The 22,950-nt window shown below is 45.5% G+C and carries 18 protein-coding genes; 7 read left to right on the top strand and 11 right to left on the bottom strand.

The annotated features are described in order from the left end of the window. Nucleotides 1–346 precede the first annotated feature (346 nt). Together C4S60_RS21410 and C4S60_RS21415 are read right to left on the bottom strand one after the other, a co-directional pair. The gene (locus tag C4S60_RS21410; RefSeq protein WP_103882337.1) at nt 347–679 is read right to left on the bottom strand and encodes a zinc ribbon domain-containing protein YjdM; all 333 of its coding nucleotides are present in this window, start codon (nt 677–679) and stop codon (nt 347–349) included. 121 nt (nt 680–800) lie between these two features. Beyond that, entirely contained in the window at nt 801–2,156 is a 1,356-nt protein-coding gene (locus C4S60_RS21415) for an MATE family efflux transporter (protein ID WP_103882338.1), read from the bottom strand. A gap of 100 nt (nt 2,157–2,256) precedes the next feature. Here C4S60_RS21415 and C4S60_RS21420 point away from each other — a divergent pair, with 100 nt between their 5' ends. After that, entirely contained in the window at nt 2,257–3,201 is a 945-nt protein-coding gene (locus tag C4S60_RS21420; RefSeq protein WP_103882339.1) for a LysR family transcriptional regulator, read from the top strand. 110 nt (nt 3,202–3,311) lie between these two features. On the opposite strand, the gene C4S60_RS21425 is transcribed toward C4S60_RS21420, so the two are convergent. After that, nucleotides 3,312–3,830: a protein disulfide oxidoreductase gene (locus C4S60_RS21425; protein WP_244183170.1), complete on the bottom strand. Its 519-nt coding sequence runs from the start codon at nt 3,828–3,830 to the stop codon at nt 3,312–3,314. Then, nucleotides 3,823–5,946, bottom strand: a complete 2,124-nt coding sequence (locus C4S60_RS21430) for a protein-disulfide reductase DsbD family protein (protein WP_103882362.1) — start codon at nt 5,944–5,946, stop codon at nt 3,823–3,825. Before C4S60_RS21430 ends, C4S60_RS21425 begins: the two co-directional genes overlap by 8 nt. A 246-nt stretch (nt 5,947–6,192) precedes the next feature. Here C4S60_RS21430 and C4S60_RS21435 point away from each other — a divergent pair, with 246 nt between their 5' ends. After that, the gene (locus C4S60_RS21435) at nt 6,193–6,405 is read left to right on the top strand and encodes a hypothetical protein (RefSeq protein WP_146060888.1); all 213 of its coding nucleotides are present in this window, start codon (nt 6,193–6,195) and stop codon (nt 6,403–6,405) included. Nucleotides 6,406–6,408: 3 nt separating this feature from the next. On the opposite strand, the gene mpaA is transcribed toward C4S60_RS21435, so the two are convergent. Next, nucleotides 6,409–7,140: a murein tripeptide amidase MpaA gene (mpaA, locus tag C4S60_RS21440; protein WP_103882341.1), complete on the bottom strand. Its 732-nt coding sequence runs from the start codon at nt 7,138–7,140 to the stop codon at nt 6,409–6,411. 200 nt (nt 7,141–7,340) lie between these two features. Between mpaA and C4S60_RS21445 the strand changes: the two genes are divergently transcribed. Then, on the top strand, nt 7,341–8,924 hold the full coding sequence (locus C4S60_RS21445; RefSeq protein ID WP_244183173.1) for an ABC transporter substrate-binding protein: 1,584 nt from the start codon (nt 7,341–7,343) through the stop codon (nt 8,922–8,924). A gap of 67 nt (nt 8,925–8,991) precedes the next feature. Here C4S60_RS21445 and C4S60_RS21450 read toward each other — a convergent pair whose 3' ends face one another. The 4 genes from C4S60_RS21450 to C4S60_RS21465 form a co-directional block, all read right to left on the bottom strand. Further along, nucleotides 8,992–9,171, bottom strand: a complete 180-nt coding sequence (locus C4S60_RS21450) for a hypothetical protein (protein WP_146060889.1) — start codon at nt 9,169–9,171, stop codon at nt 8,992–8,994. Nucleotides 9,172–9,550: 379 nt separating this feature from the next. Continuing rightward, the gene (locus C4S60_RS21455) at nt 9,551–11,263 is read right to left on the bottom strand and encodes an ArnT family glycosyltransferase (protein ID WP_103882344.1); all 1,713 of its coding nucleotides are present in this window, start codon (nt 11,261–11,263) and stop codon (nt 9,551–9,553) included. A gap of 360 nt (nt 11,264–11,623) precedes the next feature. Continuing rightward, nucleotides 11,624–13,786: an EAL domain-containing protein gene (locus C4S60_RS21460; protein ID WP_103882345.1), complete on the bottom strand. Its 2,163-nt coding sequence runs from the start codon at nt 13,784–13,786 to the stop codon at nt 11,624–11,626. Between the two features lie 14 nt (nt 13,787–13,800). Next, nucleotides 13,801–14,760, bottom strand: coding sequence for a phosphate/phosphite/phosphonate ABC transporter substrate-binding protein (locus C4S60_RS21465; protein ID WP_103882346.1), 960 nt, complete (start codon nt 14,758–14,760; stop codon nt 13,801–13,803). 371 nt (nt 14,761–15,131) lie between these two features. Here C4S60_RS21465 and C4S60_RS21470 point away from each other — a divergent pair, with 371 nt between their 5' ends. Beyond that, the gene (locus tag C4S60_RS21470) at nt 15,132–15,806 is read left to right on the top strand and encodes an SH3 domain-containing protein (RefSeq protein ID WP_103882347.1); all 675 of its coding nucleotides are present in this window, start codon (nt 15,132–15,134) and stop codon (nt 15,804–15,806) included. A gap of 13 nt (nt 15,807–15,819) precedes the next feature. Here the strand turns inward: C4S60_RS21470 and C4S60_RS21475 are convergent, their stop codons facing one another. After that, entirely contained in the window at nt 15,820–16,212 is a 393-nt protein-coding gene (locus tag C4S60_RS21475; RefSeq protein ID WP_103882348.1) for a hypothetical protein, read from the bottom strand. A 160-nt stretch (nt 16,213–16,372) separates the two neighbouring features. On the opposite strand from C4S60_RS21475, the gene C4S60_RS21480 reads away from it, so the two are divergent. The 3 genes from C4S60_RS21480 (at nt 16,373) to secF (ending at nt 19,693) form a co-directional block, all read left to right on the top strand. Then, nucleotides 16,373–16,849 (top strand): hypothetical protein, encoded by a 477-nt coding sequence (locus C4S60_RS21480; protein ID WP_103882349.1) that lies wholly within the window; start codon nt 16,373–16,375, stop codon nt 16,847–16,849. Nucleotides 16,850–16,964: 115 nt separating this feature from the next. Next, a complete protein-coding gene (gene secD / locus C4S60_RS21485) occupies nt 16,965–18,788 on the top strand; it encodes a protein translocase subunit SecD (protein ID WP_103882350.1) in 1,824 nt (607 codons plus the stop codon). Nucleotides 18,789–18,790: 2 nt separating this feature from the next. Then, nucleotides 18,791–19,693, top strand: coding sequence for a protein translocase subunit SecF (secF, locus tag C4S60_RS21490; RefSeq protein ID WP_103882351.1), 903 nt, complete (start codon nt 18,791–18,793; stop codon nt 19,691–19,693). A 53-nt stretch (nt 19,694–19,746) separates the two neighbouring features. Here secF and C4S60_RS21495 read toward each other — a convergent pair whose 3' ends face one another. Beyond that, nucleotides 19,747–22,887: an HD domain-containing phosphohydrolase gene (locus tag C4S60_RS21495; protein WP_160111394.1), complete on the bottom strand. Its 3,141-nt coding sequence runs from the start codon at nt 22,885–22,887 to the stop codon at nt 19,747–19,749. Nucleotides 22,888–22,950 lie beyond the last annotated feature (63 nt).

The following is a 22,950-nucleotide window of genomic DNA, read 5'->3' on the forward strand; positions in this document are numbered from 1 at the left end:
CCGTCATCCTCACGCAAGTGAGGATCTCCTAAAGCGCGTAGCTAATTGAAAAATAATGACTACGTCGCGTAAATTGCGTTCACAGCACGCTATATGAGATCCCCTTTTTCAAGGGGATGACGGGGTTAAATTTTTTGGTTTAGAAACAAGAAATGGGGCATTTCTGCGTTACGACGAACTACCCCATCGGCGCAAAGTTGGGCAAAAACAATCTAGTTTCCTTTGTTTTAACCTATCCAAGAATGCCGTCATCCTTTCGAAAGTGAGAACCTGCTAAAGCGAATAGTGAGTTGAAAATGAAAGACTAAGTCAATGAAACTTGGTCTACGGCTCTCATATCGGCCAATCATGCCTTCTTTACAAACTTCGCGGTTACCATCATCTCGCCAGCACCATCGAGTTTACAGTCTAACTGGTGATCTTTGCCTTCTACAATGCGTCTAATCAGAGCCTTAGTGCCAATCTTCAATACGATTGAACTGCCTTTAACTTTAAGATCTTTGATAAGGGTGACTTTGTCTCCCTCTTGCAGTACCGCACCGTTGGCATCTTTCACGGTGAACGCATTTTCCAACTCTTCCGATGGATTCCACTCGTGAGCACACTCAGGGCAGATCAGTAGTTCTTGATCCTGATATACGTATTCAGACTGGCAGTTTGGGCATGGAGGAAGTGACATAGTCGTGTCCTGAAGTTTTGTTGATTTCGGGGTATGGTACCAGTCCGAAATAACTAAGCGAACAGTTTGTTGTCAGGTTAGCGATATCGGTCGGCAGCCAGAGTCACGCCGACCACAAGAGTTAGAATTTGGTATTAACCAGATTGGCTGAATGCAGAGTTGGTTGGCGAAGCTCTACCACCAGTTGAGCCAGTAGCAACAGGCCTGTTGCCGCCAACCCCACCAGTATTCCACCCCAAATTCCGGCTAGTTCATAACGTTGCATCAGTAGCCATGACGCGGGAAGGCCGCAAACCCAATAGCCAATCGCGGTCATGACTGTAGGGAATACGACGATTTTCATTCCCCGGAGTAAATTGATGGCGAGTAACTGCCACGCATCGACGACGAAGCAGAGCGCTACCACCCAAATGAGAGATGACAACATGGCGCTAAGTCCATGCTCTCCTTCGCCATCTAATTGGAAGATGCTTGCAATGGCCTCCGGCCAAATGATAAAGATAACGGCCAGAACGGCACTTAACGCTGTAACCAGTGTAAAGCTGCGTTTTGCGACCGCTTTTACACCTGACAGATTGTTGTTACCAAACTCTTTCCCCACTAATATCGCCGCGGCTTGAGAAAAACCGAAGTTAATGTTCCAGGTAAAACTTAGACACTGAAGTAGTATTTGGTGTAGAGCGAGTGCGGTGATCCCTATATAGCCAGACATCAGTGTTCCACCATAGATGAGTCCCATTTCTAGCGAGCCAGCAATGGCGATAGGAATTCCCATCGAAAGTAGCGGAAGCATCAGTCTCCACTCATATTCCTCCAGATTCAACCATGGGGCAAAACGGTAGTATATGGGACGTTGAAATACCCATATTCCATAGCCGATTAGTACCAGAGTGGCCGCTAATGCGGTTCCCACACCGAGTCCGGCAATACCCCAACCCATGTAGAATGCCAGCCAATAACTAAACGGGACATTCAGCATGACCGTTGCAAAGGACATCATCATGACTGACTTAGCATGGCCGTAATTACTGGTAAGGCCACGCAAGATTAGCAACAGCAGTGTAGGGAGCATGGCCCATTTCAATGTGTTCAGATAGGTCATGGCGATGTCGATGATAGCTTCGGGCTGTTGGGCTAGTCTCAGTAGATTAGGGGCAAAAGTGAAAGAGAAAGTGAGCAAAACAGTAAGCAGTACAGACAGCATCACAGCTCCCTTAACTGCCAGGCGGACTTGTTTTTGACCAAACTCAGGACGTGCGACACTCTGCCCGTACGCGATTGCGATGAGGTTTGCAACACAGCCCACGGTGCTACCAGCGACGAGAAAAACGAAAGTGTATACTGAAGCACCTAAGCCACCTCCTGCCAAGTCACCGACACTTAATTGAGCCATCATCCACACATCCGTGAGAACGAGAGCCATAGAGATAAGTTGTGAAATGATAAGTGGAGCGGCAAGTGACAGTATTTTTTTCATGATAGCCTCTGTTTATTGTATGGCTATTTTATATGCATAAATATGGCACTCAATTAACATATGTGTCACTCTAGCATAAGTTAAAGTCATGTGAGCAATTATGAGTCCATATTCGAACATTCCTTATTCACATAACGCGCTGAAAACGTTTGAGGCCGTAGCAAGACATATGAGTTTTACGCTGGCTGCGAATGAGCTTCACGTTACTCAGAGTGCGGTGAGTCGCCAAGTCAGACAGTTAGAGCATGATCTGAACGCATCCTTAATCGTCCGGAAACACCGTTCAATTGACCTTACTCTGAAGGGGCAAGCGTTATTTGAAGTATTGGGCAGAAACTACCAGTCTCTGCAGTCACTGCTGGAATCCTGGAAAGAGGTACAGAACAACAAGATTGTCATTCGAGCTGCGCTTAGTTACGCGACACGCTCACTAATGCCAAAGATCCAACAACTTAACGAGCGATTCCCGGACAACGAAATTGCAGTTATTCCTGTCATTGATGAACAGGAGAGTTTAGGAAAAGGTGATTACGACTTGTTCATTTTTACCAGCAAGGGTGGCAGGAATTATCAACAGGATCCGGATATATTCTTTCTGCGCGAAGAATATATGGCGCCAGTTTGTACAAAGCAGCTACTTGGTGAAGACAGAGATGTGGAACGCTTGCTGACCCTGCCGAGGTTGCATCCGACCATGGATCATCATGACTGGCGAGTATGGTTAAATAAGATTCGCTATTCTGACCGTCACTCAGTACGAAACTCGACATTTTTCACTTTGGATCTCACGCTGAGTGCTTGTCTGTCTGGACACGGTGTCGCGGTGACGGATCTCTTGCTTGCGTTACCCGAGCTGGAGCGAGAGTATTTAGTTTGCCCCCAAGACGCCAATATACATCACAGCGACTGGCGTTATTACTGTCATCAACGGTCAGACTCTGCAACTGTCGAAGCGTTAGCGAGTTGGCTAAGAAGTGAAACGGAACAAGAGCTCAGAAAGCTTCAAAGGCTCTCCGAGCTGCATGGTTGGGGGCAGATTAGCTAGCGTTGCCAGCGTAATCTTTAATGGCTTGCTCTAGCTTGTCATTAGGTAGATAGCCGGGTATGAGCATGCTACTAGACAGTCACTGCTCCATACTTATCTTTGTGATCCCTTTACCGGGCGAATAGTATTCTTAGCCATAGGCCGACAGGGGTAGTGACACCAGTAGAGATGCTCTCGATTTGGCCTTTATTGATGATGACAATGGTAGGGGTCACACTGATGTGCCATTGGCGACTGAACTCTCCGGTCGTGTCGTTAATGACGGAAAAATCGTAGTTCTTGGATGTCATATAATGGCGAATACGCTCGCTTGAACCTGAAGATAACGCGACAGAAACGATTTGGTAGTGATTAGAGAGCCAGTTCACCGTAGGACTGACGAACTTGCACGCTCCGCACCAGGTAGCCCAAAAGTAGAGAACAACCGGTTCTGTCTGGCTTTGTTCCAGAATATCAATAGGTAGCCCTTCCGTCGTATGAGCGGGTATTGAAGGCGCGTCTCCGACAGGCATATCAAGGCTTCTATACCAGTCCACAGCAAAAGAGACTGACGTTAGCAAGATAAGCATTATCGCCAGCTCTTTACCCCACTTCTTGATTCTTGTTAAGTTTAAGGCTTTATTAATCACGGATGTCACCGCCCGCGAGCTTTATTGCTTCAATAACGGCGTCTGAAGTCAGCACAACCGGAAGTGGGATGCCCTCAGGGTGATTTGGTCCATATACTATGTTGAAAGGGATACCATACCGCCCATAACTATGTAGATATTGTGTGACATCGTCACTTGGCGTGGTCCAGTTCCCGCGCATTACTATGGTATTAGGTTGCTGAAGGGCGCTGTAGACGGGGTCTTGTAATACAACGCCAATCTTATTGGCCTTGCAGGTAATACACCAATCGGCTGTCACATCGACAAATACAATATTACCTTGAGCGACTAAGTCAGCAATCTGAGAACGCTCTAGTTTTTGCCAGTCAAGATTATCGACAATGGGCGTTGACCATCTATCAGCGGTAACACTGCCGAAGATTAAACTTCCGCCGACAAGCATAACTGAAAGGGCAGACAGCATAATGACCGCATTTCGACCATAGCGTTTCCCCACGAGCACCATGAGTGCAAGAAGAATGACAATTATCAAAATGACAGTGAGTCCGGCACCAATAAAAGATGACAACAGTGATACTAACCAAAGACTGGTTAACAGCATCATGGCACCAAAGATCAGTTTGACAGTGTTCATCCACGGGCCGGGTCTGGGGAACATTCGGACAAGACCAGGAAATGCTGTAAACAGAAGCCAGGGTAGGCTCATACCGACACCTAATGCGACAAAGATAAGCCAGAGTTCAATGAAACTGGCTCCAAGTGCATATGCTACCGCAGTCCCAAGAAATGGCGCGCTACAAGGCGTGGCCAATAGAGTGGCGAACATCCCCTGAATAAAATGTCCGCCATAACTTTGATTGCCTTTACCAGCAAGCCATGTGTTCAGGCTGCTTGGAAGTTGAATATTGTATAGCCCAAGTAGGTTTGCAGAGAACACCAGAGTGACCAGCGCCATAAAACCAATAAACCAATAGTTCTGGAACTGAATTCCCCAGCCGATCAAATGGCCAGCGAGTTTCAGCGAGGTGAGTCCGGCTGCCAGCAACATAAAGGAGGTGATAATGCCGGCTGAAGAGGCGAGAAAGGACATTCTCACCTGAGCAGGAGAGTGATGTACTCCGGCAATGATGCTGTTGAGCTTCATCCCAAGCACTGGTAACACACAAGGCATGATGTTGAGGATCAATCCACCAGCCAGCGCGAAACCAATCATCCATAGCAAACCACTTTGGTAAGGAACATCGATGGGCGTGGTTGCGACCTGTATCGTTGCTTCACTCAATATGAGATCGTCAGAAACCGTGACTTGAATTTGTTTATTGGCAATGTCCGCCTTTCCCAACCAGTTACTTACCTTATACAATGCATAAAGTGTGGTTCCCTCTATGGTTAAAGTTGGCTGTGAGAAAAATTCATCACTCACGTCGCTCCCATCGACCAAAACCAGTGGCGTGTTCCAAGGGGATGTTGAGCGCAGCTTTAGCAGCAAGGTTTGCGCTTGCTGATCCCAGTAATTGCCTTCGATAGTGACTTGATTGTTTTCCTTTGGGGTTAAGCTCATGCCCTGAGCAAACAGATACGCCGCGTTTGCATCGAGTACCAATCTACTTGGTTCAATATCTAGTTGAATAGGATAATCTGCGATGACACATATGTTGGTGCAACTGGATAGCCTCAGGTTAGCTTCGAGAGAGACGGGTTGTGTTGGATCGGTAACGCTTACCACAAGTGGGAAACTCACTTGATGTTTGTAGCCTAACGTCAACACGCCCAGTTGTTCGTAGTACGCCGGGACAGGCCAATGCCAGTCGATGTTGTCAATATTTGTGGAATCACTCCAGTCAAATACCGGGGCCACTCCGCCTTCACCCGGACTTCGCCAGTAAGTTTTCCAATCGCCTTCCAGACGGACATCGACGACCATCTCCAGCTGTCTCTTTTCTGAATTAAGTTGACCAGTAGAGAGTAATCGAACTTTGACTGGTGGATGCATGGGATCCTGTATCCACCCTGTAGACTGCGCGGTTGCTGTTGGGGTGTATAGGCTGGATAGCACGACCAGGATGGCCGTGACGATAAACAGTGTGCGAAACGATGGGTGCCTGAATGTATGCAAAGTTGAGCCATTATTCATTTCTCGAATGCGTAACGTTATCTTGTTGCCGGCAAACGTCAAGTTAAATCCCTTTGAAAATTGTAAAGTTTCGTCGTACAAAGAGTCCAAGGTTGTAAATGTTGAATAACAAGGTTTGAATCACTGATTTTGTTATCAACCGCTGATAGTCTTCGTGTTAAACGTTTCCACCTGACATAGTGATATCGCTTAACCGTGCTTGGAAAAGAGTTTAGGTGGAATTGCAATCTAGTTGAGAAGTAACCAATGAGAAATATCGCTTTTATGGCTGTGTGTCTGGCCATTACAATTTGGATGATTTTTGACTCAGGTAAATCTGAGCAGGTGTTTACCTTTTGGAATCACATCAACTTACCGGAAAAAGAACAAATCGGTATGTACGTCAGTCAGTTTTTCTATTACATCGCGTTGCTGGTAGGTGTGGTTTATCTCGGACGTAAGTTTAAACGCCGAAAATAGCCCTTAGTCCCCATCATATTGCAATAAATCGATTAACGCATCCAAATGATTCTCCACTGCATAATCAGTGGATATCGGTGGAAACTCAATGGTGACACAAGGCAACTTCCTTTCTTTACACCAACTTCCAAACGACCCTGGTGTTTCATAGTCTACATCCCTGACCAAAGGCAGATTCAGGCGATTCGACAGCCAGTGCCCCAGAGCGCTGGCATCCGGGTCATCGATGCACGCCAAGGGCTCGTGAAGTGTGACGACGAACTCTGGCGCCCGTTTCTCTATCAGGGAAATCAATGCACTGACTTCTGGCTCTAGTTGCGCGACATTGCCTGTCTTTATTTTAACATCACGTTTATCACTGTGAGAGCTCCAGCGATATACGGTACCTTGCTCGGTCCAGGTCTTTGTGGGAAAGGCTCGATTTAGATCGACCTGATTGGCGTTGGCTCGGGTACCAAGTTGATTACCATCGGGATTCAGAGATAGCACGATATCATGATTAAGCAAGTTGGGCGGTAGGCTTCGTAGTGCACAAGAGAGGGCAGTGACAGAGGCGGTCTCATCGCCATGCGTCCCCGCCAAAATCAGTCCACGTGCATTATGATTGGATTGAGCGGGAAAGTAGAGCAATGGCGCGCCAAGTACTGAATGTCCAAAAGTGCAGGGGTTGACTAAGAATGCAGCACGTTCGGCTCGAGGTAGCAGTAGTACGTTGTTTTGGTTCAACTTATCCATCTCTGATATTCCTGATATCGCTCACGATAATTTGGTTTCATATATGCCATAAAAGAGAAGATTGCGCTATCCCCTTTTAACCTCAAGAGATGAAAGCCAGTGCCTTGAGGTCTGTTGGATAGTGAACACTTACAAAAACTTCAATCAGGTGGTTTAGGATGACACAGATTACTAAATGGAAAGTCTCGCTTATTGCGGCAATGGTGGCGACATCATTTTCTGTATGCAGTGCAGAAGTACCGACAGGGATTACTTTGGCCGATTCGCAGCACATTGTTCGCGGAAATGACGCCGAGGTTGCAACGCTCGATCCTGCTAACGCAGAAGGTTTGCCAGAAATGCATGTACTGCGAGATCTGTTTGAAGGACTGGTAATACAGGATAAAGACGGCAACGTTATTCCCGGGATGGCAAGGTCATGGGACACGAATGACAATAAAACTTTTACTTTCCATTTGAGAAAAGGGGCTAAGTGGTCGAACGGAGACTCAGTGACGGCTCAGGACTTCGTATACAGCCTGAAGAGAGCGGCGAACCCTGATTTCGCCTCGGCGAATGGCTGGTATCTGAAGTTGACCAAGATAAAAAATATCGAGGCGGTCATTAATGGAAAAGCGTCACTGGACTCGCTTGGAGTTACGGCTCTGGATGATTATACCCTGCAGTATGAACTGGAAAGCCAGGTTCCATACTTTGTTGCTATGACTGCGCATTCGTCGATGATGCCTGTTCATCAGGAGACGATCAAAACGTATGGCGACAAATGGGCACGACCGGGCAATATGGTGTCAAACGGTGCCTTTACGCTTAAGGAATGGGTCGTTAACGAAAGAATAGAACTGACAAGAAACGCATTGTATTGGGGTAATTCAGATACCGTGCTGGATCGGGTTACGTACATTCCATTCGAAAGTCAAACTGCGGCGATGAACCGATATGCATCTGGTGAAGTGGACATCACGTCCGACGTACCGGCATCCATGGCGGAGAAGCTCAAAAACGAACTTCCTGATGCGTATACAGTGGTGCCTTTGTTGTGTACCTATTACTACGCGTTTAATACCACAAAGGCTCCTTTTAATGATCCCAAAGTTCGTAAAGCAGTCTCGTACAGTATAATGCGTGATGTCATTACCGATGGTATTACCCAGGTAGGCAATCTACCCGCATATACATTTGCACATCAATATGTGGCTGGATTTCAGGCGACGCAGCCAGAATACAGTCATTGGACACAACAACAGCGAGACCAACGAGCAAAAGAGCTTCTGGCTCAGGCAGGATATGGCCCGGACAATCCGTTGAGCATGAAGTTGCTCTATAACACGAGTGAAAGTAATAAAGCGATTGCTGTCGCTATTGCTTCAATGCTCGGAAAGAACCTCGGCGCCAAGGTGGAGCTCGAGAATCAGGAGTGGAAGTCGTATCTGGTTTCTAGACGTGAGGGTAGCTTTGATGTGCTAAGAACCTCTTGGTGTGGGGATTATAACGAAGCGTCTACTTTCCTGACATTGATGACGTCTGAGAATTCCGGAAATCGTGCATTTTATCAAAGTGAAAACTACGACAAGGTAATAGACGGTGCATTGGCTGCGACAAGTGATGCAGAACGTGCAAAGCACTATGACCGGGCAGAGGGACTGTTGACAGAAGATATGCCGATTGCGCCGATTTATTATTACATGCAGGCCAGACTCGTCAGACCATCGGTTGGAGGCTTTCCAATGAACAATGTAGAGGGACGTATTTATTCTAAAGATCTCTACGTCATTGCGGAAAACTAGTTCGGATATTGAATCAAAATAATACCAAAGCCAGCAGTGTATGCTGGCTTTTCTTCTCCTGTCCGACCTAGGCTTTGTTAACTAAGCGGATAATTGCCTTGTTGATACCGATTAGATCTTCCACAGAGGACGCATTTCTCAGTGCTTCCATTAGTGAATCTTTACTGCAGCCTGGAATGATATCTATGTTTCTCACTTTCCCTTCAAGGGTATTCTTCATCAAATGAAATGTTTTTTGTTCAAACATGTTTTTGGTGCCTGTGACGTTGTTGTTTTCTATTTTAGCTGCATTGATGACAGTTCGCCAAACCATCGTTGAGCATGACTTTACAGGATGTCGTTTCGTATCTCAACTAGATTTATTCAATCAAAGAGATGGGAATCTGCTTAGCCCAATACAAAGACTATATAAAAGCAAATGCACTCATTTGGCAGCAGATTTTTGTAACAGCTCGTTTCATAAAGATTATACAAATCAATAATATAGTCAATTATTAGCGCATCTGTTTGTTTTGTATTTAAAATGCTGAGAGTCCACAATGTCTCGATTTGTGAGCAAGCCAGTGTTAGTAGATATTAAAAAAGCCCTCTGTTGAGGGCTTTACGACGAGCTTAGTTGTTGCAATCTAATCGGCGGAAAGCCAGAAAACAGCATCCTTTTCCTTATCACTTCGCGGCGTACCTTTAGCGAGTACTTTGTACTCGGTATCCGGACGTAGCTTAGTAAAGCTGATGATGTCCTCAGTCGAATTGCTTCTGTCGAGAAGCAGGTAGTCGTACTCAGGATCAACGCCGTCTAAAATGGCTTGTGCACGTTCCAAGCTTACTCGGGGCACAGCCCAGTCATGATATAAGAAGAAAATCGACGTCATCGTTTCCGAGAAACGGATACTGGCGATACGATCACGCTTTTCGTCAGGAATTTGTTCTACGAAGACATTCAGGTCTGGCTTCATATCTTTTGCAATATCGATGGCCGGGAACAGATAATTGAAAGCGCTGGAGAAAAACAGTGCGGTGACGATAGCAAGCTTACTCCACTGCGGCCAAGGTTTACGTTCAACCACTACCATAAGGACAATAGCGATCAATGGAACCAATGCAATAAGATGCCAGGTCGTTAGCCATTCCATCAGTGCCGATGGAATTTTTTCCTGAGGTAGTAAGTTTGCCCAAAGTGGTACCACGGCAAAAGCAAGCAGCACAAATGACATGAGGGCAATCCAGCCTTTGCGGTACCAGTTGAACCATTTACCAGACATCGTTGTTACGGCGTCGGCAATGATAAGTGCAAATAGCGGCATCAGAGGTGCCAAATACATTGATCGCTTGGTTACAGAGTAGGAGAGTATGAAGATCGCCAAAGCAAACCAGAAGGCGAAAAAGCCATCTATCCAGGTTAGTTGTTTTGGTTGGCGAAGTTTATAGATAAAACTGCCCAACCACAGTAACAGCAAAGGAGTCCAGGGTGCACTGTACTCGAGAACACCTTTCACGTAGTAGAAAGGTTTCCCGGCGTTATTATGACCTAAAGTATTCGTAGCAGAGCCAGTAAGACGACCAATTTGGTTATCCCAGAACCAGGATTTCCAAAGTTCTGGCGATGCCGTTTTGTAAAATGGATAAATCCAACTTGCCGCGACAAGGCACATGACAGTAATGCCTAAAACGTGCATCAGTACGAATTGTCCTACAGGTGCAGCTTGATCAGGGAATTGTTTTCTAAGTGAAATAGCACGCAGAATCAAAGGAACCCATGCCAGGCCAATACAGAGCACTATTGCGACAGGACCTTTACTCAAAAACGCCAGGCCAGTGAAAGCGCCTGCGATGAGGAGGTAGCCCAACTTTTGGCGAAGGTATGCTTCGGTGAAAGCCCAGGTCGCCGCGATTGTGGTGAACATCAGAGCTGCGTCGACACGTAACCAATGGAAGTTAAGTACAAAGCCTTCAAGAGTCCCCAGTACCGCTAACGCTATCCAGGCGAAGTTCTCTCCTCTGAACAAGTAGGCAATACGATAGGTTGCAGCCAGAGAGCCCAGGCACAGTAGGGCCAGAGCCAGACGCCCTGCCATAATTGCATCGAGGCCTGTCGCATGCATTAACATCGTAGAGGCTATGAAGAATACTGGAGGCTTTTCGACGAAAGAGATACCAGCGAACTGCGGAATGATGTAATCCCCAGTCATATACATGCTGTGGATGATAGCCGCCACACGAGGTTCATCTGGTGTCCAGACATCATGGTCAAAGAGACCACTGAAAACCACTGAGACAATGGCAAGCAACAAAACAAATTTCCAGTTATTGCTTTGCTGACTTGAATGCGGTGTAGACACTTCTTTTCTCCATTGAAAATGCAAGCTGAGCGTGCAGTCGATTTGTTAAGAAAACTATAAAACAAAAGCGGTGAATTCTAGTTTGTTACGATAGAGACAACAATCTGTAGCTGACCAAAATCTACAATGTTTCACCGAAACTGACGTTAAAATGACATTAACAATACCGTGATATATGGCTTGTGTATGTGTTGATTTTGTAACAGTAAATAACATTATGATAGATGTGGAGCGAATATATCCTGAAATAGGATGACAAGTAACGGGTATATCGCACTGTACACTGCAGAAACGTGAAGTTTATCAAGGTGCAGTATAGGGTGCTAAGACTCGAATTAACGATTCAAACCGGATGGCTGGCTACAGTTTAAACTCAACCACGTTGGATTCGCTTTCATTAATCAGCTTTTTGACAAAATCATCCACGGGCATAGGTTTGTCAAAGTAGTAACCCTGACCGACCTGACAACCAAACTTCTCCACCTTTTCGGCTTGTTCTGGCGTTTCTATACCTTCTGCGACTACCAGTAAATCAAGGTTCTTAGCCATAGCGACCATGGCTTGCACTAACTGCTGGTCTTTTGGATCAGCAATAATGTCTCTAATGAATGAGCGGTCAATCTTGATGCCATCCACGGTGAATTTTCGTAGGTAGCTCAATGAAGAATATCCAGTGCCGAAATCATCTAGCCAGACTTCGATACCGCTGGCTCTGATGGCTTTCAAGGTACGTTCTGCTTCGTCTTCATCTTGCAACAGCAAGCTTTCGGTGATTTCCATTCGGATTGCTCTGGCAGGAACTTGATACTTTTCCATATAAAAAGCAAACATTTCCAGCAGATTCTGTCGATAAAGCTGCTTCGATGAAATATTGATAGAAGCGTGGAAGTCTGGGCCGAAATAGGGCATCCATTGCTGTAGTTGTCGGCATAGACTTTCAATGAGCCATTGACCTAGCGGGAGGATCATGGCCGTCTCTTCAGCGATGGAAATAAAATCGAGAGGTGAAACGAGTCCTAAGGTCGGGTGTCGCCAGCGCACAAGAGATTCAGCACCAATGACTCTTCCGGTCTTGAGGCAAACAAGAGGTTGGAACCAAAGCTCAAATTGTTGTAAATCCGATAGGGAGCGACGTAGCTCACGTTCGATGTTGGCACGATGGACGACAGACTTGAACATTTTAGGTGTAAACGTTTTGTGAGTATTCTTGCCATCGGCTTTCGCTCGATACATAGCGATATCGGCGTTCTTAATCAGATCTTCCGACGTTTTGCCATTGTATGGATATCGCGCGACACCAATACTCCCACCGACGACCAGTTCTTCATTTTCCATTAATATCGGAGAACGAACGGCATCAAAGATTTGTTTTACGACCGCATCAACATCTTCGGTGCTCTTGAGATGTGGTATCAGCATTAGAAATTCATCACCACCAATACGGGATATCATGGTGAGTGGATGGTCATTGGTGATCTCGCGCGCACAGGCGCTGAGTTTTTCGGCCAGACGGATTAGCAGAAAGTCTCCACTGTCGTGTCCGTAGTTGTCATTGATGACCTTAAATTCATCCAGATCCAGGAACAGGACAGAAAACGACGTCGCTGGATAGGACTTGATGGTACTTTGCAGATGTTGGATGAAACGAGTGCGGTTAGGCAATTCTGTCAACGCATCGTGATAAGCGAGATGGGTAATTTTCTGTGTACGTTGCTCTAGCTTGGTTGCCATGGAGCGTACCGCTTTACTGAGGTCACCAATTTCATCATCACGGTGTATTTCTGTGATGCTATCAGCGCGTTTGAAATCGCCCCGACCAATCGCGTCTGCTTGCTCAGTGAGCTTGACTAGAGGGCGGCTCCAGCTTCGGGAGATCAGCGTTGCAATGATGGCAGATATGGTTAAAAGCAAAATGGCGGCAAGAGCCACACCCAAGTACAACTCTTCCTGAGTTCGACGATCAATGGCTTTTATTAGCGCAGCCATCGCATCGATATCCTGTTCAACTTTGTCCAGTGATAACTCTAAGTATACCCCACCGATAATCTGGTTGGCTGCCTGAATCGGACGATAGACTTTAAGACTATGAGGCCCGAATGATTGTATAGAACTGCCGTAACGAAGGACGTTGTTCATCGGTTTGGAAAACGGGAAAGGCTCCCCCAGATGTTGTAGGCTTTCATCACCGTCATGAAAAATACGGCCTTTGCTGTCAAAGACAATAAGACGTTTTACTTCACCAAGCTGAACGATAGGCTTAATGAGTTGATTAGCATCCGAGAGATTGTACATATAAAGCGGGTCAAATAATGCGTCAGACAAATAACCTGACATTTGATTGGCCCGTTTACTTAGTTCTGCGCGAAACGTCTTGCTGTTCTGAATGGTTAATTCATTCAATAGACGGCTAGATTGTGCTGATGATAGCCAAATATGAATCCCAGCGCTGGTTAATGTCATGACTACTGCTAGTGCGAATGTCACTAACATATATTGCCCTTGTAGTCTTAGTCGAAGCTTCATTCAATTATCCTACTTCAGTTGAACCATGCTTCTTCGACTTGAAGACGAGCGGTGTTGTATCTTGTTAAGTCTGTTAAGTACTCTGGCGGGATATCATCAAACCTGGCGGTTTTCTGAAATTGCTCCAGTACGGCTTTTCCTCTGGGATCTTCATTGGCCTCCTTGAGAACCTTAATAACGGACTGTTTTACATTGGCAGGTAAATTTTTTCTCAATAGCACCACACTGCGCGGCAGGGGCTGAGTGCGGTGGATGATCTTTAATTCAGATTTCAAGTGCAGTGGCATATCACCTGAGTCATCCCAATTGAGATTGGAGAATGCGCCAGCGTCTGCTTGAGCCTGATAAACCCAGGTTGATAACGAGACCTCATCGGCTCTGCGTAAGATGTCACCTGTCAGTACAACCCCTACTTCTGGAGCCGTGTCAGCATCATTGAACACCATATGTCTGTTTGTCGAGATATTGTGTTTGAGTAACTCGTGAACAGGAAGGTAGAAGCCAGATGTGGAGGTTTGGTCCTCAAGAATGAGCTTCTTTCCTTTCAAGTCTTCTAAACTTGAAACCGGCCCATCCTTTCGGGCAAAAAACACGGTATGGTATTCAGCAACGCCTTTCTTCCAGCGTCTCAGAACCCACTCTCCGTTATGCTCATTCTGGAGAGTCAGTGCTGAGTAGAAAGTCTCCGAGATCAAGTCCACTTCACCTGTATCAAGCCAATGGCCTAATTCAAGAATGGAACTGGTGATTTTTACTTTGCCACTCTCATAACCATAGGGTTTCAACTGTGACGCAATGTAGCTGGCAAGTGGGGCAGTGTAGAGGACGTGTTTGCGCGCTTTATTGCTAAGAACACCAATGGAGAATGTTTTTTGTTCTTCAGTTAGACCTTCGTTGTGCGGTTCGGCATAACTTAACTGTAGCCCGAACATACACAGAAAAAGTGTCATCCCTAACAAAAACTTCAAGCGCATTAATAACTAACCTTTGTGCAATGGTTCTTACTGTATACTAGTCGATTTAAACTCGGTTGCGAGATTAATCACACTTTTTTGAGCCAGTAAGATAGGAAAATGATGCCCAAAGCCAAGTTATTTTTGTATTTTTGAGACAAGGCGACGCATGATTGAGTGCACTGTATTCAGTTTGTTGCACATGCAGTTGGTTATCATTACTGATAGGAAATACTAACACATACATAAGGTTATGGAATGTAATTGTGTGTAATCTGGCGATTAAAGCGTCGCTTCATAAAATGAAATGTGATTACCTGCCCAAAATTAACAGTAAAATTATCATTGACTGTGCCGATAACGATAAAGCACTACTGATTAATGAGTAAATTGTGAAAAAAAACCTGTTTGTTTTATTGGTATTCATCATTTTTCTCGCAGCTGCTGGCGGAACCACCTATTATCTGGGCGATTTTAATAAACCAGAGCGAGAAAGGTCGAGACCTCAGTTGGAAATGGATGAGAATGAGTCTATACCCAAGGTTGTACCCAATCCAATTGAAGTTCCTGACGAGGAACGCCAACTCCTACCGGAGTACTACTACGTATCACAGTCTGTTGAAACGGTTTATGTTCAGCCTGATATGACTTCCGCTTCAGACGGCGTTGCTTATTATGGTGAGAAATTAGAAGTGATGGAACGTCAAGGAGACTGGATACGCATTGCTCCAATTTATCAGTTAGAAGAAGGTGCTGAAGAGGTTTCCCAATGGTTGAATGCGGCCACTTTGTCTGATCAACCTTTCGCGCTTAATGGTGAAGCCTGGCTTAATGTGTTGACTGAATATGTTGATACCAGTGACGATTTCATCCGGTTTCAAGATGTATTTTTACAGGCATCTACGGCTTTGATTACAGAAAAAAGATGCCGCCTGTCTGATTTCAAAGAAGTGAGGGGCTGGATTAAATCTATAAATTTCTCTGACAATGTTTACTTCACCTATTGTGGTGGACTTGATACCAAGAATAAAGTCTACCTAAATGTCGCATCAGGTGAGGTTTTTTGAACCCGAATTTGAGTTAATCGAAGTTGTCACTTTCTGCTGCTCTTGCCATTTCTTTGGCGCATTGTTTGAGTCGTTTAAGCGAAGTAATATCGCCTCGTTCAATATGTTCTATGGGGGCGTACCCGTTGAAGGTTGATGAGTTACTTCTGACATTAATAAAGTTGTTGATGAAATGAGAGCTTTCAAATGCAGTGCGAAGCAGGCCATCTATCTCTACTATTAGGTGCACTCTTTCTAACGTTGAAGATCCTATCGGCACGCGTGCAGGAGCGACCTTTAAACGGGCATGTTGCTCTTCTGAAAGCTCCAGAATCGCTTCCGTCTGAATATTTGATGCTCCCCAACCATCCAGTACGTTTAATGCGTATTTGACTAAAGTTAGCCTTTCATGTTGAGACAGTTCCATTGTCTACCTCTTTGTTGTCATTGCCATATGAATATAGAAGGCGACCTTAGCTCCGACAAGATAAAGTGAATAATTTCGATTTTTCGATTTAGTTTTTTTTATTTGTGTTTGGCTCAACATAGGCAGATAATGCGAATCCAAGTCGTCCGAGGTCACCCCTTTGAATAAGTTTAGTCTGCAGTTTTTTATTTCTCTGGTTGTTGCGTTTTTCGCACCCCAAGGAATAGCTGCGTCTGAACACGAAGAGCAGTACAACAGTCAAGCATCATCACAACACTTTATTACCTGGCAGCAACAATCTGCCTTGGCGCTGTCGAACAGACTGACTCATTCAACCAACGCGCGTCAGGTCCCTCATAAACCTAGGTCGAAATCGCTGGGTGACCATGACGCAAAAGCGATATTGAGTTCATGGCGTGGAATTAATAACGGTAACGAGAGTCGAGAACTGGAGTTACCTTGTTATAACCTGCTGTTTGATTTTGGGGCCCCGAGCCACTTAGCAATTAGCGCCGGTGCTCCACCTCCGTTGGCGCTTCCCTCTTTCTATCTGACCTATACCAACCACAACTACCGTATTGGTGGCTGGAAAGACAGTAATACCCTCTACGTTTTTCTCAATACGCTATATGCGTAGCTTGTTTCCTACTTTATCCGTCAATTAAGAGCAACTAATAGAAGTTACACCGCATTAGCGTGATGTACGGTTGCAAATCAACTTTATGAAATCAGCGTTTTGCTGAGGAACAACTATGCGTATAAAAAAACAATCACGTGCAGTGTTAAATCACTATTCAACCTGGAAGTACCTTGTGTTGATTGTGACCTGTGTGGTTTTAGCACTCAGTGCATTACCCTCCTGGTTTGGCGAAAAGCCAGCTATCGAACTAAAGGTCAGCGACTACAATGAGCAATTAAACAGTCCATTTAAGATCAATTCACTGCTGCATGATGCGGGAATTATTCCCGATTCGGTCACTATGAAAAACAATGTGGCACAACTTGTCTTTGATGACGAACACGAACAAACCAAGGCGCGAAACACTCTGGGAGAGTGGGTTAGGAATGACGACAGTATGTCTTATTCCTACACTTCAGTTGCTCCGCAATGGCTACAAAGCATGGGATTTACGCCCATCAAGCTTGGCCTTGATCTCAGAGGTGGTGTCCAATTCTTGCTCAATGTTGATGTGGGCCAGGCTGTTTCTGAACAGCGTGACGCAGTGATTGATGAAATCAAAACGGCACTACGTAAAGAGCGCGTATTTGATGTGATCGTTCGACCTGATACGGAAAGTGGTATCAGGGTGCTTGCCAAAAACAATAAAGGTGAAGTCGCAGTTCGCAAGTTCATCAATAAAAATTATCCTGAGTGGCAAGCGAAAGGCAGTGGTGAAGAACTTTTGATTAAGATGAAAGCGCAAAACTTCACTGAATTCCAAACGCTGACGATGCAGCAAAACCTCAAAATCATGCGGCAGCGAATCGAGGAATTAGGCATTACGGAGGCGAGTGTTCAGAGACAAGGGGAAACCGGGATCCGTATTGAACTACCGGGTGTTCAGGACCCAGCTCTGGCTAAGCGTGTCATTGGTGCCACGGCCAGTTTGGCTTTCCATGAAGTCAGCACATCATCAAACCTTGTCTCTACGCTTAAAGTGAAAGATGAACAAGGTAAACAAGTTACTTTAGTGAAAAAGCCAGTATTGACTGGTGAACACATCGTAAACGCTCGCGTTGGCTTTGACCAGATGCATCGGCCAGAAGTTGATATTTCCCTCGACCATGCTGGCGGTAAAATGATGAGCGATTTCTCTGCAACGCACATTGGTAAACCGATGGCGACGGTCTATCGCGAGTACGGTGTTGATGCACGAGGTGAAACGCAACGGAATGAAAAAGTCATAAGTGTCGCGACTATACAGTCTCAGCTTGGTAGTCAGTTCCGAATCACGGGTTCGGGTAATCTTGAGGAAGCGCAGCAGTTGGCACTATTGCTACGTGCTGGTTCTTTAACCGCACCAGTCACTATTGTTGAGGAGCGCACCATAGGTGCATCACTGGGTGCTGAGAATATTCAAAATGGATTTGCGGCGCTGGCGTTAGGTATGGGTCTGACGTTGACTTTTATGGCACTTTGGTATCGCCGGTTAGGCTGGGTTGCGAACGTCGCCCTGATTCTTAATATGAGCTGTCTGTTGGGACTCATTGCCCTGGTACCAGGCGCAATTCTCACATTGCCGGGTATTGCTGGTCTTGTTTTGACCGTTGGTATGGCTGTCGATACCAATGTGCTGATTTTTGAGAGGATCAGAGACAAACTGGGCGAAGGTCGAAGCTTCGCTCAAGCAATTGACCAGGGTTTTAACTCTGCAGTGGCAACGATTATGGATGCTAATATCACGACAATGATCACAGCGGTCATTCTTTATGCGATTGGTAATGGGCCAATTCAGGGCTTTGCTTTAACGCTAGGGTTAGGCCTGCTTACCAGTATGTTTACCGGTATTTTTGCATCGCGTGCCATTATTAATCTAATTTGGGGACGAGACTCTCGTCGTGAGGTGAGGGTTTAATCATGAAAGATTTCTTCAAGACAAACATTCGTTCAATTCGCTATTTTACTAATGTGCTTTCCATTGGTTTAGTGATGATTTCGATTATAGCGGTAGCATTGAAAGGACTGAACTTTGGCCTGGACTTTACCGGAGGGGTGGTTTCCGAGGTTCAGTTGAGCAGTGTGACGAGTCAGACTGAATTGAAAGACTCGTTAACACCGGTGTTGGGAGAAGGTATAACGGTAACGCAGTCAGGTGAGGAGGGGCGTTGGACGATTCGATACTCGGTAGATCAGGGAGCAGAAAAGCATAATGAATTCAAACAAGCGCTTATGCAGGCTTATCCAGATTCGTCTATCGTCAGTGACAGTATTGTTGGTGCACAGGTAGGGCAAGAGCTATACGATCAGGGGGGGCTGGCCTTGCTGGTTTGTTTGCTGTGTATTTTGGGGTACCTGAGTTTTCGTTTTGAATGGCGATTAGCCAGTGGTGCTCTGGCTGCACTATTGCATGACGTCATTTTAGTATTGGGCTTTTTCGCTCTTACTCAAATGGAGTTCAATTTGACTGTGTTTGCAGCAATCCTGGCCATTTTGGGTTATTCGCTCAACGACTCGATTATTATCGCTGACCGTATCCGGGAAATTTTAAAGCTCAGACCAAGTGAAGCTACCGCGGATGTGAGTGATCAGGCAGTGATTGCCACGTTCGCAAGAACCATGGTTACATCAGGTACTACTTTGATTACAGTTGGGGCTCTTTGGTTACTCGGTGGTGATGCGCTGCAAGGATTTGCGACGGCTATGTTTATAGGAATCTTCTCGGGCACATGGTCATCCATTTCAATGGGCACAGTGATTCCAGAGTGGCTGCATTTAGAGGCAAAACATTATCAGCCTATGGAAATTGATACTGCGCCTTAGCTTAATACTGAAGCATGAGTGGACGCTCTAAAGCGTCCACTTTTTTGTCATGACTAGCCTGATAGGTAACGACTTTCATCAACGTCGTCGATTTGTGACTTGGCAAGAAATCGATGTGCATATTCCAGATATACTTTGCTTTTAATGAACAGTTGGAAAACCTGCATATCGACATGCTCATCAAGCGCCATTTTGTGTAAGATGTTGAGCGACTCGCTGACTGTCTTTGCCTTTTTGTATGGACGGTCAGCGGCCGTGAGTGCTTCAAAAATGTCGGCAATAGCGAGAATACGCTCAGGTATTGAAAGTGCTTCGCCTTTGAGACGGCGCGGGTACCCTGTACCTTTCATCGTTTCATGGTGGGTTGTTGCTATGCGCTCCACATCTTTTAGCTCTTCGGGGAAGGGGATGCTACTGAGCATTTTAATGCCAGCGATCATATGCTCATTAATCTTAAATCGCTCTTCTCGGGTTAGTGTGCCTCGAGAGATGGTTAGATTGTAGAGTTCGCCGAGATTGTATAAATGTTCCGGTACTTCCATCTTAATACCCAGTTTGGGATCCACCGTGTACTCTGAGTCTCGGGGAATAATATGTTCAGGCTTGTCGCTGAGCAGAGTTTCAATCCTTGACGTTTTATCATCGTTATTTGATAGGCGCTGTTCTTCTAGCGGTGAGAGCCCTAGTTTAGGGTCAAAATGGGCACGCCATGTTTGCTGGCCGATTTCACGGATTCGTTGTACATTTTGTTCTGTAGTAAATTCATTGCCGATGTTCATTTGTGCAATAAAACCAAATTGTTCGACGAGTTCATCTTTACGCCGTTTCAGTTCTTGTTGCAGTTTCTCTTTCTGGTCAGGAAAGGTCAGTTCAGCTTTTAGCGCGTTTATCTCGGCGTCTCGCAAAAGGACTTCAAATCGAGTTCGGATCTCGTGGATACGGTTGTAATTAGTCTCCAGTTTGGTGCCTTTGTCTACTACATATTCTGGCACGGTTATCTTCCCACAGTCGTGAAGCCAGGCCGCTATTCGAAACTCTCTTCGCTGAGCACGGTTTTTGAATTTGAACGACTCAAATATGCCCTCATCTGACTTTTCTGCTGCATCTGAAAGTAGAAATGCCAGTTCGGGTACCCGCAAACAGTGGGCGCCGGTGTAGGGCGATTTCTCATCAATAGCTCGTGCAATCAGTTGGATGATGGATTCAATAAATGCATCCTGAGAGCGTTGGAAGGTATCTAGTGATTTTGCCATATCAAGAATGGCAGCCGACAATTCGTTGACTTCCCGAATTGGGCTTTCAAAGGCAGTTACTTTATCGTAGTGACGATATTTAATTTTTTTAGTTTCAGTAACCAGTCGTTTGATGGGCTTCGCCAGGGGAGTACTTACGCGCCAGACAAATGGAATCATAATAACCAGTGCGGCCAGAGTCCAAACGGAACTGTATAGGACATGAGAATATACCCTGTCCAAAATAACCGATTCTGGTATGACCAAAACAAAATACTCTTTTGGCATCTCGTTCACCTGAGATATGTAGATGAAACTTTTGCCGCCGTTTAACTCTATTGGAGTAATCGTATTGTGGTATATGGGATCCTGCAGTACCGTTAATAGCGTCTTGTCGGGTAAGTGGCTCGTGTGGTGCAGGGCTGTATCAAGCCATTTTTCTTTGAGTTGTTGCGGTATGTTTAATGCTTTTAAGTAATCAAGACCTTCATTAATGAGTGCTACATAGGGTTTGAGCTCGTCGTGCGCCACAAAGTAAAAACGTGAGTGTAACAAACTGCTTTTTGCCAGGGGTTGAAGTTTTAATTCATCGTTGACCAGTTGAGTCACTTTATTTTTTAGTACTGGCGTGACGTCGAGAACCCCTGTGATCTTGCGAATTCGTGTATCGTGAAACGCTTCTTCGTAATTGTCGTACTGATAGATAGTGATATTGGGGTGTTGTTCTCTGATACTGTCAATGATTGACCAACCCTTTAATATACCGACAATCCTTCCTTCCAAATCGCCCAAAGAGAACACATTGGGGGCATCCCCATGCGTAGCGATAGAGTAGCCAAGTTCATATAGGGGATCGCTGGTAAGATGAACTGCAGTAAGGGGGTTGTTAGCTGCGACGGACTGTAGAATGTCAATTTTCCGCAATTGATAATCTTCGGTAAGTTCCGCCCAGCTCCTGCCATTTACGAATTCAAATTGCAATCCGGTCGCTTTCGACAGCAGAGTAAACAAGTCGATAACCAGTCCGTACGGTTGTCCCGAGAGAGCGAAATCGATGGGTTCCCAATCAAGCTGATTGGATACTTTTAATAAAGGAGATTGAGCAACCAGAGCTAACTGTTCACGAGATAGCGGCATAGGTGAAATCTCTGGGACCTTATCGGCATCAGTGCCATTTTGATTAGAGCTGATAATCCGGCCAGAATCACTGACGATGTACGCATCGCTGCCTTTCAGTACGTCGGTGCCAGTTAATTTTTGTTCAAGTTGACTGTGCAGGTCGTTTAAGGCGATGTCCACGCCAATTACAGCATTAAGATCAGGCACTTTTATCGAAAAAGTTTGCCCCGTTACTTTCAGGTTGTAAAACAAATATGGAGCAGTTTTTTGGACTTCATCCGCTTCCGCGCGGGTAAACCAACCTCGTCTCGTGGGGTAGTAACTACTGATATCGACCGTCTCTCTGCTGAGCTCAAAGTTATCGAGATAGTATTGCGTCAGCTTGACTCGCGACTCACCTTGTTGAAGGTGTTCAACAACCATCCAGGCCTCATCTTGTAATAGATGGATTTGGCTGGCTGTGGACTGAGACCTTAGATTTATCAATTGAATAAAATGGTCATTTTCAAAGCCGATATAGATACTGTAAATAAATGGGTTGCCCAAAAATGTTGCCCCAAATAATTCGACCATCTCAGAGCGCTCAATGTGTTCTGTTTGTTGAGAGAGCAGAGTTCGAAGTTGCATCGCTGCTTGTTCGCCCACTAAATCAAAATGTTCCAAACGTTGAGAGAGAGCGGATGAAACTAGCTGGTAGTTCGACAGAGCATGGTCAATCTCACGATTTTTTGTGAGAGAAAATATGACCGAGGCGGAAATTAAGGCTGTAGCCGTGATGGCGACAGTAAACAGTACCGCTACAGCTCGCCTAATGGAGAATCGACTTCGATTTTTGTTATTCATTCTACTGACACTCATATGGTTCAACAACAGCGCTTTCAGAGTCCTTTGAAAACATGACTTGTT

This window comes from Vibrio hangzhouensis (genome assembly GCF_900107935.1).
GTDB lineage: Bacteria > Pseudomonadota > Gammaproteobacteria > Enterobacterales > Vibrionaceae > Vibrio > Vibrio hangzhouensis.

Bases quoted from the DNA above. Each gene is read 5' to 3' on its own strand.
- C4S60_RS21410 (WP_103882337.1), bottom strand. From the start codon at position 679: ATGTCACTTCCTCCATGCCCAAACTGCCAGTCTGAATACGTATATCAG.
- C4S60_RS21415 (WP_103882338.1), bottom strand. From the start codon at position 2,156: ATGAAAAAAATACTGTCACTTGCCGCTCCACTTATCATTTCACAACTT.
- C4S60_RS21420 (WP_103882339.1), top strand. From the start codon at position 2,257: ATGAGTCCATATTCGAACATTCCTTATTCACATAACGCGCTGAAAACG.
- C4S60_RS21430 (WP_103882362.1), bottom strand. From the start codon at position 5,946: ATGAATAATGGCTCAACTTTGCATACATTCAGGCACCCATCGTTTCGC.
- C4S60_RS21435 (WP_146060888.1), top strand. From the start codon at position 6,193: ATGAGAAATATCGCTTTTATGGCTGTGTGTCTGGCCATTACAATTTGG.
- mpaA (WP_103882341.1), bottom strand. From the start codon at position 7,140: ATGGATAAGTTGAACCAAAACAACGTACTACTGCTACCTCGAGCCGAA.
- C4S60_RS21445 (WP_244183173.1), top strand. From the start codon at position 7,341: ATGGTGGCGACATCATTTTCTGTATGCAGTGCAGAAGTACCGACAGGG.
- C4S60_RS21450 (WP_146060889.1), bottom strand. From the start codon at position 9,171: ATGTTTGAACAAAAAACATTTCATTTGATGAAGAATACCCTTGAAGGG.
- C4S60_RS21460 (WP_103882345.1), bottom strand. From the start codon at position 13,786: ATGAAGCTTCGACTAAGACTACAAGGGCAATATATGTTAGTGACATTC.
- C4S60_RS21465 (WP_103882346.1), bottom strand. From the start codon at position 14,760: ATGCGCTTGAAGTTTTTGTTAGGGATGACACTTTTTCTGTGTATGTTC.
- C4S60_RS21475 (WP_103882348.1), bottom strand. From the start codon at position 16,212: ATGGAACTGTCTCAACATGAAAGGCTAACTTTAGTCAAATACGCATTA.
- secD (WP_103882350.1), top strand. From the start codon at position 16,965: ATGCGTATAAAAAAACAATCACGTGCAGTGTTAAATCACTATTCAACC.
- secF (WP_103882351.1), top strand. From the start codon at position 18,791: ATGAAAGATTTCTTCAAGACAAACATTCGTTCAATTCGCTATTTTACT.
- C4S60_RS21495 (WP_160111394.1), bottom strand. From the start codon at position 22,887: ATGAATAACAAAAATCGAAGTCGATTCTCCATTAGGCGAGCTGTAGCG.